The organism is Microbacterium sp. oral taxon 186 str. F0373 (assembly GCF_000411455.1).
Taxonomy (GTDB): domain Bacteria; phylum Actinomycetota; class Actinomycetes; order Actinomycetales; family Microbacteriaceae; genus Microbacterium.
Genome location: NZ_KE150457.1, coordinates 122,401 through 136,854, shown reverse-complemented (window position 1 = coordinate 136,854; position 14,454 = coordinate 122,401). Strand labels below are relative to the sequence as shown.

Sequence of the window (14,454 nt, the reverse complement as noted above, 5' to 3'; positions counted from 1 at the left end):
GATCAGATCGTTGTCCGGCGGCGCGCGTCGTCCCGACGCGCGCTGACACGTGACCGCCGGCGACCTCTGGTTCCTCGCCACGGCATCCCCGATGGGCGATGACGTTCTCGCCACCGACGGGACGAACCTCATCCGTGTTCACGTCGGTTCGGGGCAGATCGCTCCGGACATCGCGGAGCGGGCGATCGCCGCTCTCGCCCAGGAGTGAGTATCGCTGATCGCCTTCGGCGCGTCAGTGCACCGTGGTCGCCGTCGGCTTCCCGTCGCGGGTGAGCGCCAGAGCCTGCGTGAGGTCGTCGAACAGATCGTCGACGTGCTCGAGACCGATCGACAGGCGCAGGATGGCGGCGTCGGGCCGGGCCTCGGGTGCGACCGGGCGGTGCGTGAGGGCGGCCGGATGCTGGATCAGCGAGTCCACGCCGCCCAGAGAGACGGCATGGGTGAACAGGCGCGTGGATGCCGCGACGCGCGCCGCGGCATCGTAGCCTCCGCGCAGGCGGAGCGACACCATCGCGCCGGTGCCGTGCTGTTGACGGGTGAGCAGCCCCCTCGGATCGCCGTGCAGGCCCGGGTAGAACACCTCGGCGATCGCGTCATCCCCGGTGAGGCGCCGCGCGATCTGCGCGGCTGTCTCCTGCTGCGCGCGCATGCGCAGGGGAAGGGTCGGCAGGCCGCGATGCAGCAGATACGCCGCGAGGGGGTGGAGGATGCCGCCGGTGATCGCTCGTACGCGTCGGAGTGCGGCGGCGCACTCGGAGCCGCATGCGATGACGCCTCCGACGACGTCGCCGTGGCCGCCGAGGTATTTCGTCGCGCTGTGCAGCGACATCGTCGCGCCGTGGGCGAGCGGTTGCTGGAGGACCGGCGTGGCGAACGTGTTGTCGACGAGGACCGGAACATCGTTCGCCTGCGCGACGACGGCGGCGATGTCGACGAGTTCGAGTGTCGGGTTCGCCGGCGTCTCCACGATGACCAGTCCGGTCTCCGGGCGCAGCGATGCGCCGACCTCGTCCGGACCGCAGAAGGTCGCCTGTGTACCCAGCAGGCCGCTTGCCAGCAGGTGATCGCTGCCGCCGTAGAGCGGTCGGACCGCCACGACGTGCGGACGCCCGATCGAGACCGTGTGCGAGAGGATCGCCGCCGTCAGCGCCGCCATTCCGGAGGCGAACGCCACGGAGGCCTCTGCCGCTTCGAGCGTGGCCAGGGCCTCCTCGAAGCGGGACACCGTCGGGTTCCACAGGCGGGCGTACACGTGGCTGCCCCCGGGGATCGGCGTTCCGCCGGTCGCGAGCGCCTCGTACGAGTCCCCGCCGCGCTCGACGTCGGGCAACGGGTAGGTCGACGACAGATCGAGCGGCGGGGTGTGCACGCCGAGGGAGGCGAAGTCCGCGCGTCCGGCGTGCACGGCGAGCGTGTCGAAATGGTCCATGGCGCGAGTATGGAGGAAAGTGCGGCAGAGGTTCGGCGCAATTGTGAAATCCGCAATCACCTGATCGAATTGTGCCGAACTGAGCAACCCGAGACGACCGTTCAGGAGGCGCACTTGGCTGAACAGCAAAGCACGGCATCCGCCCTCGATGAGCTCGACCTGCGGATCCTCGCAGCCGTGGTGCGCGCCCCCGGCCGCCCCAACAAGGCGCTCGCCGAAGAACTCGGCGTCGCCGAGTCGACGTGTGCCTATCGCATCCGCTCGCTCCGTGCGCGCGGTGTGCTCACGGGCGTGCGCGTGCTGATCGATCCGGCATCGCTCGGGCTGCCGCTGCAGGCGGTGATCCGCGTACGCCTCGGCCGGCACACGCGCGAGGGTGTCGGACAGCTGTTCGAGGCGATCGTGGCCACGCCCGGCGTGATCGAGGCCTTCCACGTGGCGGGTGAAGACGACTTCCTCGTGCATGTGGCCGTGGAGGATGCCGCGGCGCTGCGCGACATCGTCCTGCAGCACATCACGGTGCACGAGGCGGTGCTCACGACCGAGACGCACCTCGTGTTCGAGCGGCGCGAGGGTGTCGGGCCGCTCGCCCGCGTCACCGGGAGGGAGCGGCCGGGTCCCAGAGCGAGTGGTACGCGTTGATCGCCGGCTGTCCGCCGAGGTGGGCGTAGAGCACGGTGGATGATGGCGGGATGTCGCGGGAGCCGACGAGGTCGATCAGTCCGGCGAGAGACTTTCCTTCGTACACGGGATCGGTGATCATCGCTTCCAGCCGTGCACCGAGTTCGATGGCCTCCATCGTCGAGTCGACGGGGATGCCGTACAGCTCACCCGCCCACCCCTCCAACACCTGGATCTCGTCGTCGCGCAGATCGCGGCCGAGTTCAATGAGCTCCGCCGTGTTCCGAGCGATGCGCGCGACCTGATCACGCGTCTTCTGGAGGGTCGCCGACGCATCGATCCCGAGCACGCGACGCTTCACGCCGGTCGCCTCTTCGAGGGCGGCGAACCCCGCGATCATTCCGGCATGCGTCGACCCGGTCACCGTGCAGACGATGATCGTGTCGAAGAAGACGCCGAGCTGCTTCTCCTGCTCGGCGACTTCGAACGCCCAGTTGGCGAAGCCCAGACCGCCCAGCGGGTGCTCGCTCGCTCCGGCCGGGATGGGGTAGGGCGTACCGCCGCCGGCTTCGACCTCGGCCAGCGCCTGCTTCCAGGAGTCACGGATGCCGATGTCGAAGCCGGCATCGTCCAGACGCGAGTCGGCGCCCATCATCCGGGAAAGGAGGATGTTGCCGACTTTGTCGTTGGTCGGGTCGTCCCACGGAACCCATTTCTCCTGCACGAGTCGCGCCTTCAGCCCGAGATGCGCGGCGACGGCCGCGACCTGACGGGTGTGGTTGGACTGGTACCCGCCGATCGACACGATCGTGTCGGCTCCCGAGGCGAGGATGTCGGGAACGATGTACTCGAGCTTGCGCACCTTGTTGCCGCCGAACGCCAGCCCGCTGTTGACGTCCTCACGCTTCGCCCAGATCTGTGCGCCTCCGAGGTGGCCGCTCAGGCGGGGAAGGTGTTGCAGCGGGCTCGGCCCGAAGGTGAGCGGGTGGCGCGGGAACTCCTGCAGCTTCATGCGTGGTCCTGTTCGGTCGGGGCGGGCGAAAGGGTGAGGGATTGCCAGGTGCTCTCGGCGAGGCGGGCGGCGCCGTCGGCGTCGCCGGCGGCGCACAGCGCGATCAGGCGGTCGTGACGCTCTGCCGACGCGGCACCTTCGTGAGACGCGAAGCGCAACCGCTCCACGCGCCGCAGCACGGGCTCGTAGCGGGCGATGACGGCGATCGCGGCGGCGTTGCCGCACGCCTCGAGTGCGACACGGTGGAAGCGGGCGTCGGCCTCCATCGCGCCGTTGACGTCGCGCTGCGACAGCGCCGCGCGGAAAGCGGCGTTCGCGGCGCGCATCTCGTTCAGCTGCGCGGCGGTGAGCCGCGGCACCGCGGCGCGGACGGCGAGAGCATGCAGGGCGCCGACGACCGCTTGAGCGTCGCGGACGGCAGCCTCCTCGAGTGGGGCGACCACCGTCGAGCGGCCCGGCGTGGCCTGGACGAGGCCGACCTGCGCCAGCTCCAGAAGCGCTTCGCGCACCGGAGTGCGGCTGACGCCGAGCCGCTCGGCGAGTTCTCCGTCGCGCAGCTGCTCGCCGGGAGCGAGACTGCCGTCCACGATCGCGTCCTGCAGGCGCGCGTGCACATCGTCGCGAAGCAGTCCGCGGGCGACTGGGGCGGGGGAGAGGGGCACGATATGCAATATATCGCATGGGATGACATGAGACCGCCAAGAGGTGCGCGCAAGCGGGGATGTGGCCGACGCCGTCGCCGCTGGCAGCGCCTCGCGCGCAGTATCGGCCTAGCGTCCGAGGGCGGTGCGGATGCGTGTGGCCTGGGCAGCCCAGGACGGGTGTGCGTCGAAGAAGGCCATCTTGGCGCCGATCGGGCTCGAGGCGTCGGCAGGAGCGGTCTCGAGCACATACGTCATGAACGTCTCGGCGAAGTCCTCGACGACGTTGGTCGCGGCATACGCGCTGACGAAATCCGCCTCGTGGGCGGCGTAGAAGGCATCGGCGACCGCACTGTCGTCGTTGTCCGGGTTCGGGGCGTCGGCATAGGCGGCCCAGAACTGCCGCTGGAAGTCGAGGATCGCCGATCCGGCGCGAGCGCACCCCTCCGACACCGCGAGCGTCGGGCAGGGCCCGGAGTCGGCGTCGATCTCGGTCGTGTTCAGGCTCAGCACGTGCGCGAACTCGTGGACGAGCGTCGAGGTGAGCAGGTCGCGGTCGTCGGCGAAGGCTTCGTTGGCGGCCAGCGTCCACCGCCCCGGGGCATCCGGGTCGGGGGAGACATACGCGAGCGTGTCGCTGTCGGGCGCGTTGCCGACCCGATACGAGCTCATCATCGTCGCGGCGTACTCGCGCGTGGCGATGCGCGCGTACAGCTCCCAGATTCCCTCCGCCGCGGCATCCGGTGTGGGGTTCAGCGTGCCGTCCTCGGTGACGGTGAAGGCGCGTGCCGTTCCGAAGTCGTCGTCGTGCACACCGGTCGGGTCGGTCGAGGTGTGCCCCGCGGCGCAGCCGACGAGCGTGAGAGCGAGGACGAGCAGGAGCGGCAGACTGCGTGACAGGCTTCGCGAGGGAGGGCGCACGCGCACACGCTACCGGCTCCACGACGAGCCGTGAGTCCGAGTCCTGCGGACTAGGCTTGACGCTCGTGGTCACCCGTCTGTCGAAATTCTTCCTCCGCACGCTTCGCGAAGACCCCTCGGATGCCGAGGTCACGAGCCATCGCCTGCTCGTGCGCGCCGGCTACATCCGCCGTCAGGCGCCGGGGATCTTCGCGTGGCTGCCGCTGGGCCTGCGGGTCAAGTCTCGGATCGAGACCATCATCCGCGAGGAGATGGCCGCGGCCGGCGCGCAGGAAGTGCACTTTCCGGCCCTGATGCCGCGCGATCCCTACGAAGCGACGGGTCGCTGGGAGGAGTACGGCGACGGCATCTTCCGCCTCAAGGATCGCAAGGGCGCCGACTATCTGCTCGCCCCCACGCACGAAGAGGCGTTCACGCTGCTCGTGAAGGATCTCTACGGTTCGTACAAGGATCTGCCGCTGACGATCTACCAGATCCAGGACAAGTACCGCGACGAGGCACGTCCGCGCGCGGGCCTTCTGCGCGGCCGTGAGTTCACGATGAAGGACGCGTACTCGTTCGACTACACCGACGCCGGGCTCGACACCAGCTACATGGCCCAGCGCGACGCCTACGAACGCATCTTCCAGCGCCTCGGACTGGAGTACGTCATCGTCCAGGCGGATGCCGGCGCGATGGGCGGCTCGCGCAGCGAGGAGTTCCTGCACCCGACGGCCATCGGCGAGGACACCTTCGTGCGCTCGGCGGGCGGCTACGCCGCGAACGTCGAGGCGTTCGAGACGCTCGTGCCCGAAGCCATCCCCTTCGACGGTCTCGCCGAGCCCGTGGTCTTCGACTCCCCGAACACCCCCACGATCGACACGCTCGTGGCGCACACCAACGCCGTCCTGGATGGCGAGTACACCGCGGCCGACACTCTCAAGAACGTCGTGCTCGCGCTCACCCACCTCGACGGCACCCGCGAGCTGGTCGTCATCGGCCTGCCCGGCGATCGCGACGTCGACGACAAGCGCGTCGAGGTGGCGTTCGCTCCGGCCGAGGTCGAGCCGGCCACCGCGGATGACTTCGAGAAGCAGCCGCTGCTGGTCAAGGGCTACATCGGCCCGTGGACGCCGCAGGGCGCGATCCTCGGGGAGGAGTCCGCGACCGGCATCCGCTACCTGCTCGATCCCCGCGTCGTCGATGGCACGAGCTGGATCACCGGCGCGAACATCGACCAGAAGCACGTCCACTCGCTCGTCGCCGGGCGCGACTTCACCGCCGACGGGTACGTCGAGGTTGCGACCGTGCGGCCCGGGGATCCGGCGCCCGACGGTTCCGGACCGGTCGAGCTGGCGCGCGGCATGGAGATCGGTCACGTCTTCCAGCTGGGCCGCAAGTACGCGGACGCGCTGGGGCTGAAGGTGCTCGACGAGAACGGCAAGCTCGTCACGGTCACGATGGGCTCGTACGGCATCGGTGTCACGCGGATCCTCGCGATCATCGCCGAGCTGAACAACGACGACAAGGGCCTCATCTGGCCCGCAGCCGTCGCGCCGTTCGACGTGCAGGTCGTGGCGACGGGGCGGGATGCCGCGGCCTTCGAACTCGCCGAGAAGCTATCGGCGGATCTCGATGCGGTCGGTCTCGACGTGCTCTACGACGATCGACCGAAGGTCTCGCCCGGCGTCAAGTTCGGCGACGCCGAGCTCGTGGGAGTGCCGCAGATCGTGATCGTCGGCCGGGGCGCCGCCGAGGGCGAGGTGGAGCTCTGGGATCGTCGCTCCGGCGAACGCACGCTCGTCTCGGCCGCCGAGGCCGTCACCCGCCTCGCCGCGCGCTGACCGTCGCTCGCACTGCTCGCACCGCTCTTCGAGGGGCCCTCGTGAGCCGGCCTGCGTGGCGCACGTGTGCGCACGTGCGTGTGGCGTGTGCGGGTCAGAACGGTGCCGCGCGGTCGTCCGACGGTGCTGCGCGCTCTGAGGGTTCCGCCGCTCGGAACACCGGCATGCGTCGTTCGGGCTCCACGAGATAGCGCCGGCCGTACGGCGACGTCCACTCCACGACACCGCCGCTGTCGGGGAGCTGCACCACCGTCCAGCCGCCGTGATGCTTCACCGTGTGGTGCCCGGCGCACAGGGGTGCGAGATTGTCGGCGGAGGTGTTCCCGCCGTCGAACCAGGCCACGGTGTGGTCGATGTCGCATCGCGAGGCGGGCATGATGCAGCCCGGAGCCATGCACCGTTCCGCCCGCCACTTGACCAGCCGGCGCAACTCAGGCGGCGGGTCGTAGCGGTGGCGCCCGACCGACAGCACCGCGCCCGTCTCGGGGTGGGTCAGAACGCGCAGCCAGCTCGTGGCGCCGCCGCTGAGTCGTCGTGCCTGGTCGATCGGAACGGGACCCACACCTTCGACGGTGGCCGGCTCGGACGCCGCGTGGGAATCGTCGAGCAGCGACAGCACCGGCACTGTCACGACGACTGTCGGACGGATGCCCGCCACAGCCGGAGCGTGGCCGTCGCAGCGACCGTCGATGAGCAGATCGCCCAGAATGTCCGCGCGTACCTGGTCGAGCGTTCGCTCGTCGGGCGGAACCTCGTCTGCGGACGCGGCGCCGGGGGTCGCCAGCGCGGCATCCGCCCCGCCGCGACCGGTTCGACGGCCCGCGATGGCCTTTCCCATGCGGGTGAGGCGGTCGAAGATGGCGTGTGCTTCGACGCTCGGCAGATACGCGGTCAGGAGGGACATGCCGTCGCCGGCGGGGGCGACGGACACCCGCCGCTCGTCGACGGCGCGCGCATGCTTGTCGGCAAGGGTCTCTGCGGTCGCCGCGGTGGCCAGATCGCGCAGCCGGCGGCGGAAGGTTCCCGCGGGGAGGCGTTCGGCCAGCGACACCGCGTCATCGATCAGCCGCGACCCGATCGCGGGATCGACGCTGTCGAGCGCGTCCACGAGGAAACGTGCGTGCTGGTCGGTGATGCGTGCCCCGTGAAGTGCATCCCATGCCGCCGGGTAGCGCTCGACCAACGCCGTCGCGCGGGCCATCAGATCGCCGGCCGCGTACTCGGTGATCCGAAGCGCCGCCGCCAGCTCGAGTCGCAGCGACCGGTCGATCATGTCGTCGGTGCACGCGTGCGGCGCCGCGGCGGCCATCGCATCGCTTCGCGCGGCGGCGACGCAGGCGTACTGCTCCGCCGTGTGGACCGCGACCACCGCGGCGATATCGGTGACCTGCGCGACGGGATCGCGTGGCGGCAGTGACGACTCGATTGCCACGATGTCCGCCCAGAAGCCGGGGTCCGGCTCGAGGTCGGTGTCGATGTTCATGATCCGAGTATAGAACATATGTTCTAATATGGGAAGCATGTTGAGCCATGGTCGAGCAAGCGTTTGGGGACCAGCGGCGACGCGGCGAGAGCCGGGTCGCTACTCTGGGGGCGGCGAGATCGTCGACGATGCCACCTGTCGCGAGACGCCGACCGCCCCGCAGTTGGCATCGAAAGGAATGCGCATGCGCGATCGTCGTCGTCCCCTCGGCATCCGCCGCCTCATGAGCATCGCGGCGCTCGCCGTCAGCGCGGTGCTGGCCGTCGGCGCCGTGGCCCCGCTGTCGGCGCACGCCGCTGCGGACGGGTGGTGGCACACCTCGGGCTCGCGCATCGTCGCCGCGGACGGAAGCACCGTCACCATCAAGGCGGCGAACTGGTTCGGGCTGGAGACTCCCAACTGCGCGCCGCACGGGCTGTGGTCGATCACCCTCGACGAGGGCCTCGCGCAGATCGCGGACATGGGGTTCAACACGGTGCGACTGCCGTACTCGAACCAGTGCCTCGCGGCATCCACGACATCGTCCATCGACGCCTCGCGCAATCCCGACCTGGTCTCGCTGACGCCGTTGCAGCTGATGGATGCGGTCATCGCCAAGGCGCGCGCCCACGGGCTGCGCGTCATCCTCGACCGTCACCGCATCGAGTCGTCGGGGCAGTCCGAGCTCTGGTACACCTCGACCTACAGCGAGAAGCGCTGGATCGACGACTGGGTCATGCTCGCGAACCGCTACCGCGACGACCCGACGGTGGTCGGCGCCGACCTCCACAACGAGCCGCATGGTTCCGCCTGCTGGGGGTGCGGCGATGCCTCCCGTGACTGGCAGGCGGCGGCGACGCGCGCCGGCAACGCCGTGCTCGCCGCCAACCCGCGACTGCTGATCGTCGTCGAAGGCGTGGAGCGCCAGAACGATGCCAGCACGACCTGGTGGGGAGGCGGCCTGAGGGATGCCGGCGCTACGCCGGTGGTCCTTGCGACACCGAACCGGGTCGTCTATTCGCCGCACGACTATCCCGCCTCGGTGTACGGGCAGTCCTGGTTCTCGGCGTCGAACTACCCGGCCAACCTCCCATCGGTCTGGGATGCGAACTGGGGGTACCTGGCCCGCACGGGCACCGCGCCGATCTTCGTCGGGGAGTTCGGCACGAAGCTCGAGACGACCAGTGACGCCCAGTGGCTGAAGAGCCTGGTCTCATACCTCGGATCGACCGGCATGAGCTTCGGCTACTGGTCGTTCAACCCGAACAGCGGCGACACGGGCGGGCTGGTCGCCGACGACTGGAAGACGACGCAGACAGCCAAGCTCGCCGCGCTCGCGCCGCTGCTCGCCGGAGGCTCCCCTCCGCCGACGCCCACGGCATCGCCGACGCCCACGGCATCCGCCACTCCGACGCCGACGGCCGCCCCGTCGGCGACACCGACGGCATCGCCGACAGCGACGCCCACGCCCACGACGACGCCCGCTCCGACGCCGAGCCCGACGCCGACGCCCACCCCAGCTCCGGCCCTCGCCCCGGTCACCGCCACTTGGATGCTGCAGAGCGCGTGGCAGGACGGCTATGTGGCCGAGTTCACGGTCACCGCTTCGCGCCCGGTCGGCGGCTGGACGATCTCCTGGTCGAGCCCGCAGGCGACGCAGGTGGTCAACGCCTGGGGCATGTCCTGTGCGGTCGCTTCCGGCTCGATCAGCTGCACCGGAAAGGACTGGGCGGGCGCGCTCGCCCCGGGACAGAGCGTCCGCGTCGGCCTCCAGGTGGCCGCCGGCTCCGCCCCGACGAACCCGTCCCTGACGGTGACGGGGAAATAGCGACCCGCGTTCGGTGATCGTTCACCCGATGCTGCTCGAGGATGCGAGGGTGGGGACATGGTAGAAAGCTCCACTCTCCCTCCTGCCGTGACCGACGGCATCCGGCATCTGCTGGATGACGCCGGCATCGTCGCCGACGCAGACCTCATCGCCCGTATTCTCGCGACGGGCGTCGGCATGGGTGTCGACCGCGCCGACCGCCTCGATCTCAAGATCACCTCGGCCGCCCTCACCGAGATGCGTGCCGCGTTCCAACTGTTCGAACCGTTCCGCGGCATCCCCAAGGTGACGGTGTTCGGTTCGGCGCGGACGGCGCCGGACTCGCCGCTGTACCGGCTGACGGTGCAGCTGACCGCGGCGCTCGCCGCCCGCGGCTGGATGACGGTTACGGGCGCGGGACCGGGAATCATGCAGGCCGCGGCCGAAGGCGCAGGGCCCGCGCACTCGCTCGGCGTCTCGATCCGGCTGCCGTTCGAGGAGAAGCCGAACGCGATCATCGCCTCGCATGAGCGCAGCGTGGCGATGAAGTACTTCTTCACCCGCAAGCTCATGCTCGTGAAGGAGTCCAGCGGCTTCGTCTGTATGCCGGGCGGGTTCGGCACGCTCGATGAGATGTTCGAGCTGCTGACCCTGCAGCAGACCGGAAAGGCCGTTCCCACTCCCATCGTGCTGCTCGATCGCCCCGATGGCTCCTTCTGGGACGGGCTGCGCCGCTTCGCCGACGAGCAGCTCATTCCCGACGGCGTCATCTCTGCCGACGACCTGGACCGTGTGGTCATGACGGATTCGGTGGACGGGGCGGTCGAGGAGATCACGGGGTTCTACCGCAACTACGTCTCGCTGCGATGGGTCGGGCGGCGCCTTGTGCTGCGGCTGCGCGCCGAGCCCACGGATGCCGAGGTCGCTGCGCTCAACGACAGGTTCGCGCATCTGCTCGCCGACGGCGAGATCGAGCGCCGCGGCCCGCTGAAGGCGGAACGTGAGGACGACGACGACCTTGCCGCGCCGCGCCTCGTCATGAGGTTCGCTCAGCGCCGTGTCGGCGACCTGCATCACCTGATCCGGGCCGTCAACGCCCTGCCGAGCGCGCCCGCCGAGGCGTATCCGGCCTGATCAGGCCGGCCCGCGTCGGCGGGATGCGGGCCTCAGCGCACCAGTTTGCCGTGGTTCATCGTGTCGTCGGGGGTGTCGCGTGTGACCAAGGCCTTGAGCATGCCGGCCGCCATGACGAGCTTGCCGTGTGCGGGCTCCCAGAACTCCGTCTCGACGGGGGTCACTTTCAGCAGTGCGATGTCGGGCGTATCGAGCCCGTTCTCGAACCAGATGTCCAGCGACGGGGACCACAACTGCTCCATGCGGGCGCGGTCGTGCACGAGGGCGGCCCGGCCGGCCACCGACACGTAGCGCATGCCCTTCGCGTCGCAGTACGCCAGGTTGACGTCACGGTCGGCCTCGACCTCCTCCGCCTTCTTCGTCTCGTCGGACGTGAAGAACCAGATGTCGCCCGCCTCGTCCATCTCGCGCGTGCTCATCGGCCGACTGACGAGTCGCCCGGCCGCGTCCACGGTGGTGAGCATGGTGATGTCGATGTCCTCGACGAGCGCCTTCACGCGGTCGCGGGCCTCGGTTCCAGTGATTTCGGTCATGCCGCGAGCTTGCCCGCCCGCCCACGGCCGGCCCAGGGCCTTGACAGCGCGCCCCGCAGGCCTCAGAGCCGCGCGTAGCGCGCCCGAAAGCCGCAGAAGACGCCGTAGGCCACCAGCCCGATCCCGAGGGCCACGGTGATGGCGCGCCCAGCCGGCAGTGTGAGCAGTCCGTCGACGGCGCTGTCCAGGCCGCCCGCGCGTGCGGCATCCGCATGGGCGGCGGCCACGAGCAGCAGGACGCCGAGGATGCCGCGACTAGCCACCCGCGCGGTCCCATCGGCATCCGGCGCCGCGCCCAGAGCGATCGAGGCGGCGAGCGTACCGACGGCGGCGAAGACGACGCTCTGGCCCCACTGCGCTGCACGTCGCCCCCAGCGGCCGTCTCCGCGAGCCGTGATGCCCGCGGCCAGATGCCACAGCGCCAGCCCCCAGAGGCCGATCGCGATCGCCCACACCACCGCGGCGCCCCACGGCACTGCGGCGACCGTCCGGAGCGCGCCGACCCGATCGGCCTCGCCCCGACCGCCGGCCGCGATGGCGACGACCAGGGTGCCGATCAACGCATGGACGACGCCGTTGGCGACGAAGCCGGCCCGAGCGAGTGCGTGCACCAGCGGGTGGCGCCGTGTCGCGGCAGCAGAAGGGTGAGCCTCTGTCACGGGCGTCCGGCGGGCGCGTCGTCGCGGCGGATCCACGGGGGCCCGAGGGGCACCACGTGGCGACCCATCGTGCGCCAGGCGAACTTGTCCACGAGCATGTAGAACGCGAGCGCCGACGCGCCGATCAGCAGCCACGCGCCGACCGTGCCCAGCGTCGCCGCACCGGCGAAGGCGGCGACGGCTTCGAGGGCCAAGCCTGCCGCCACGAGCAGCAGGGTCATCGGCAGCGCCGAGTTGTGGGTGGCGCCGGCGAACATGAATCCGAGCGCGAGCACCGCGAACATCATCGAGAACAACGGGCGCGCCGGGCCCGACACCTCGAAGAAGCCGAGCTCTCCGCCGAGGAGGAATCCGGGCATGCAGATCCAGTACCACCCGAAGGCGTTGTAGACGACGAAGTGGAAGTCGTCGCCGACGAAGTAGGAGAGCATCCCCGCGATCACCTGGACGAGGCCCCCGAACACCGCGCCCACCCAGAACACCGCGCTCTCGTTCTGAACGCCCAGATGCGCCAGCTGAGCGGTGAGGGTCGCGATCACGAACCCGAGCAGACCGATCAAACCGGGATCCGCGCGCCGCGGCTCCGGGATCACGTGTGCGAGTGGGGGGACTGCGGCATCCATTCCGTCAGTATGCACGGCCGCGGAGTCCGGCAGCGGAGGCCATCGGGTAAAATCGGCCGGGTGACCGAGGGTGACCTCGCGTCGAGAGCTGAATAGGGAGGCACCTGTGGACATCGATCTGGGACTGCTACGGACGGTCGAGCGCGAGAAGGAGATCCCGTTCGACGAACTGGTCGGGATCATCGAGCAGGCGATTCTCACCGCCTACGCCAAGCACACCTCTCCCGACGGGGAGCTTCCCGAGGGCGCACGTGCGCTCCTGGACCGCAAGACCGGTCACGTCGCCGTCTACATTCCGCTGCGCGACGAGGACGGCGCGATCATCGGCGAGGAGGAGTCGACGCCCGAGGACTTCGGCCGCATCGCCGCCTACGCCGCCAAGCAGGTGATCGGCCAGCGTCTGCGTGACATCGCCGATGACGCCATCCTGGGCGAGTTCCGGGGCAAGGAGGGCGACATCGTCGCCGGTGTGATCCAGCAGGGGCCCAACCCCCGCATGGTCCACGTCGACCTCGGCACCGTCGAGGCTATCCTTCCGCCCGAGGAGCAGGTCGCCGGTGAGCAGTACGCCCATGGCTCACGTCTGCGCGTCTACGTCACGTCGGTGTCGAAGGGCACCAAGGGTCCGCAGATCACCGTCTCGCGCACCCACCCCGGCCTTGTCCGCAAGCTCTTCGCCCTCGAGGTGCCGGAGATCGCGTCGGGGCTCGTGGAGATCACCTCTCTCGCACGTGAGGCCGGCCATCGCACCAAGATCGCGGTCACGGCCAAGGATCCGGCGATCAACGCGAAGGGTGCCTGCATCGGCGAGCTCGGACGACGCGTGCGCGCCGTCACCGAAGAGCTGGGCGGCGAGAAGATCGACATCGTCGACTACGACCCGGAGCTCGCGAAGTTCGTCGCCAACGCCCTGTCGCCCGCCAAGGTCACGTCCAGCTTCGTGCTGGACGCCGGCACCAAGGCGGTGCGTGCGCTGGTTCCCGACTACCAGCTCTCGCTCGCCATCGGCAAGGAGGGCCAGAACGCCCGTCTGGCCGCGAAGCTCACCGGCGCCAAGATCGACATCCAGCCCGACTCGATCCTCGAGTCGTGACCGAGAGATCCGGCCCGGCTGCTCGCTCTCGCCCCGCATCGCAATCTCCGCGTGGCGAGTGGGGGTAAGATGGATCCTGTTCGAACGTGCGTGGGATGCCGCGCGCGCGTCTCCCGGTCCAGCCTCCTGAGAGTGGTGGACAGGGACGGTGTCCTCGTCGCCGACGAGAAAGCCGTCCTCCCCGGGCGAGGTGCGTGGGTGCATGACACGGATGCGTGTGTGGATGCCGCGATCCGGCGCCGCGCCTTCGGACGAGCATTGCGTGTGTCGGGACCACTCGACACGCAGACCTTTCAACACACCCACCAGCGAAACGGCTGAACGGCTATGGACACAAAGTGAACGGCTCGAAATGAGACCCGTCCGCAAGTAACGGTCTGCCCTGTCCGGGGGAGACCTCAGACAGGAGAATTGTGGCAAACCCACGCGTGCACGAGATCGCTTCTGAGATCGGCGTCGACAGTAAAGTCGCCCTCGCGAAGCTGAAGGAGCTCGGCGAATACGTCAAGAGCCCCTCATCGACCATTGCGCCCCCGGTGGCGCGCAAGCTCCGCGCGGCCCTCGAGGCCGAGGGCGCAGCGAAGAAGCCGGCGGACTCCGCTGCCGCCCCGGCGGCGGGCGCGGCTCCCAAGGCCCCCACGCCGGGCGCCCGCCCGGCGGCGCGTCCCGGACCGGCGAAGCCCGCCGCACCGGTCA

The 14,454-nt window shown here is 69.8% G+C and carries 16 protein-coding genes; 8 read left to right on the top strand and 8 right to left on the bottom strand.

Annotated features, from left to right (window positions below):
- Positions 1 to 49: 49 nt before the first annotated feature.
- Positions 50 to 208: a hypothetical protein gene (locus HMPREF1529_RS16010; RefSeq protein ID WP_005048687.1), complete on the top strand. Its 159-nt coding sequence runs from the start codon at positions 50 to 52 to the stop codon at positions 206 to 208.
- A 24-nt stretch (positions 209 to 232) separates the two neighbouring features.
- Here the strand turns inward: HMPREF1529_RS16010 and HMPREF1529_RS00640 are convergent, their stop codons facing one another.
- Complete coding sequence (locus tag HMPREF1529_RS00640) at positions 233 to 1,429, bottom strand: trans-sulfuration enzyme family protein (protein ID WP_005048690.1); 1,197 nt, start codon at positions 1,427 to 1,429, stop codon at positions 233 to 235.
- Positions 1,430 to 1,543: 114 nt separating this feature from the next.
- Between HMPREF1529_RS00640 and HMPREF1529_RS00635 the strand changes: the two genes are divergently transcribed.
- Positions 1,544 to 2,071: an Lrp/AsnC family transcriptional regulator gene (locus HMPREF1529_RS00635; RefSeq protein WP_005048692.1), complete on the top strand. Its 528-nt coding sequence runs from the start codon at positions 1,544 to 1,546 to the stop codon at positions 2,069 to 2,071.
- Here HMPREF1529_RS00635 and HMPREF1529_RS00630 read toward each other — a convergent pair.
- The 3 genes from HMPREF1529_RS00630 to HMPREF1529_RS00620 all read right to left on the bottom strand — a co-directional run bounded on the left by HMPREF1529_RS00630 (position 2,025) and on the right by HMPREF1529_RS00620 (position 4,624).
- Positions 2,025 to 3,062, bottom strand: a complete 1,038-nt coding sequence (locus tag HMPREF1529_RS00630; protein ID WP_005048694.1) for a 1-aminocyclopropane-1-carboxylate deaminase — start codon at positions 3,060 to 3,062, stop codon at positions 2,025 to 2,027. The genes HMPREF1529_RS00635 and HMPREF1529_RS00630 overlap by 47 nt on opposite strands.
- The gene (locus HMPREF1529_RS00625) at positions 3,059 to 3,724 is read right to left on the bottom strand and encodes a GntR family transcriptional regulator (protein WP_005048696.1); all 666 of its coding nucleotides are present in this window, start codon (positions 3,722 to 3,724) and stop codon (positions 3,059 to 3,061) included. Before HMPREF1529_RS00625 ends, HMPREF1529_RS00630 begins: the two co-directional genes overlap by 4 nt.
- 108 nt (positions 3,725 to 3,832) lie before the next feature.
- Positions 3,833 to 4,624 (bottom strand): NADH:ubiquinone oxidoreductase subunit 4 (chain M), encoded by a 792-nt coding sequence (locus tag HMPREF1529_RS00620; protein WP_232212022.1) that lies wholly within the window; start codon positions 4,622 to 4,624, stop codon positions 3,833 to 3,835.
- A 65-nt stretch (positions 4,625 to 4,689) separates the two neighbouring features.
- Here HMPREF1529_RS00620 and HMPREF1529_RS00615 point away from each other — a divergent pair, with 65 nt between their 5' ends.
- Positions 4,690 to 6,447, top strand: coding sequence for a proline--tRNA ligase (locus tag HMPREF1529_RS00615; RefSeq protein ID WP_016463295.1), 1,758 nt, complete (start codon positions 4,690 to 4,692; stop codon positions 6,445 to 6,447).
- Positions 6,448 to 6,541: 94 nt separating this feature from the next.
- Here the strand turns inward: HMPREF1529_RS00615 and HMPREF1529_RS00610 are convergent, their stop codons facing one another.
- Positions 6,542 to 7,930, bottom strand: a complete 1,389-nt coding sequence (locus HMPREF1529_RS00610) for an HNH endonuclease signature motif containing protein (RefSeq protein WP_232212021.1) — start codon at positions 7,928 to 7,930, stop codon at positions 6,542 to 6,544.
- 184 nt (positions 7,931 to 8,114) lie between these two features.
- Between HMPREF1529_RS00610 and HMPREF1529_RS00605 the strand changes: the two genes are divergently transcribed.
- Together HMPREF1529_RS00605 and HMPREF1529_RS00600 are read left to right on the top strand one after the other, a co-directional pair.
- Positions 8,115 to 9,737 carry a cellulase family glycosylhydrolase gene (locus tag HMPREF1529_RS00605; protein WP_005048707.1) on the top strand — a complete coding sequence of 541 codons (1,623 nt, stop codon included), beginning with the start codon at positions 8,115 to 8,117 and terminating at the stop codon, positions 9,735 to 9,737.
- Positions 9,738 to 9,794: 57 nt separating this feature from the next.
- The gene (locus HMPREF1529_RS00600; RefSeq protein WP_016463293.1) at positions 9,795 to 10,850 is read left to right on the top strand and encodes a TIGR00730 family Rossman fold protein; all 1,056 of its coding nucleotides are present in this window, start codon (positions 9,795 to 9,797) and stop codon (positions 10,848 to 10,850) included.
- Positions 10,851 to 10,882: 32 nt separating this feature from the next.
- Here HMPREF1529_RS00600 and HMPREF1529_RS00595 read toward each other — a convergent pair whose 3' ends face one another.
- From HMPREF1529_RS00595 to HMPREF1529_RS00585, 3 genes are all read right to left on the bottom strand, one after another.
- Positions 10,883 to 11,383, bottom strand: coding sequence for a pyridoxamine 5'-phosphate oxidase family protein (locus HMPREF1529_RS00595; protein ID WP_016463292.1), 501 nt, complete (start codon positions 11,381 to 11,383; stop codon positions 10,883 to 10,885).
- 62 nt (positions 11,384 to 11,445) lie between these two features.
- Positions 11,446 to 11,994 carry a DUF1206 domain-containing protein gene (locus tag HMPREF1529_RS00590; protein ID WP_016463291.1) on the bottom strand — a complete coding sequence of 183 codons (549 nt, stop codon included), beginning with the start codon at positions 11,992 to 11,994 and terminating at the stop codon, positions 11,446 to 11,448.
- A gap of 44 nt (positions 11,995 to 12,038) precedes the next feature.
- The gene (locus tag HMPREF1529_RS00585) at positions 12,039 to 12,665 is read right to left on the bottom strand and encodes an acetate uptake transporter family protein (RefSeq protein WP_005048717.1); all 627 of its coding nucleotides are present in this window, start codon (positions 12,663 to 12,665) and stop codon (positions 12,039 to 12,041) included.
- 106 nt (positions 12,666 to 12,771) lie between these two features.
- On the opposite strand from HMPREF1529_RS00585, the gene nusA reads away from it, so the two are divergent.
- The 3 genes from nusA to HMPREF1529_RS16230 all read left to right on the top strand — a co-directional run.
- On the top strand, positions 12,772 to 13,758 hold the full coding sequence (gene nusA / locus HMPREF1529_RS00580) for a transcription termination factor NusA (protein WP_005048719.1): 987 nt from the start codon (positions 12,772 to 12,774) through the stop codon (positions 13,756 to 13,758).
- 69 nt (positions 13,759 to 13,827) lie between these two features.
- Positions 13,828 to 14,079, top strand: coding sequence for a YlxR family protein (locus HMPREF1529_RS15465; RefSeq protein ID WP_082230606.1), 252 nt, complete (start codon positions 13,828 to 13,830; stop codon positions 14,077 to 14,079).
- A gap of 92 nt (positions 14,080 to 14,171) precedes the next feature.
- A partial coding sequence (locus HMPREF1529_RS16230; RefSeq protein WP_016463290.1) for a translation initiation factor IF-2 N-terminal domain-containing protein occupies positions 14,172 to 14,454 on the top strand: 283 nt, incomplete at its 3' end.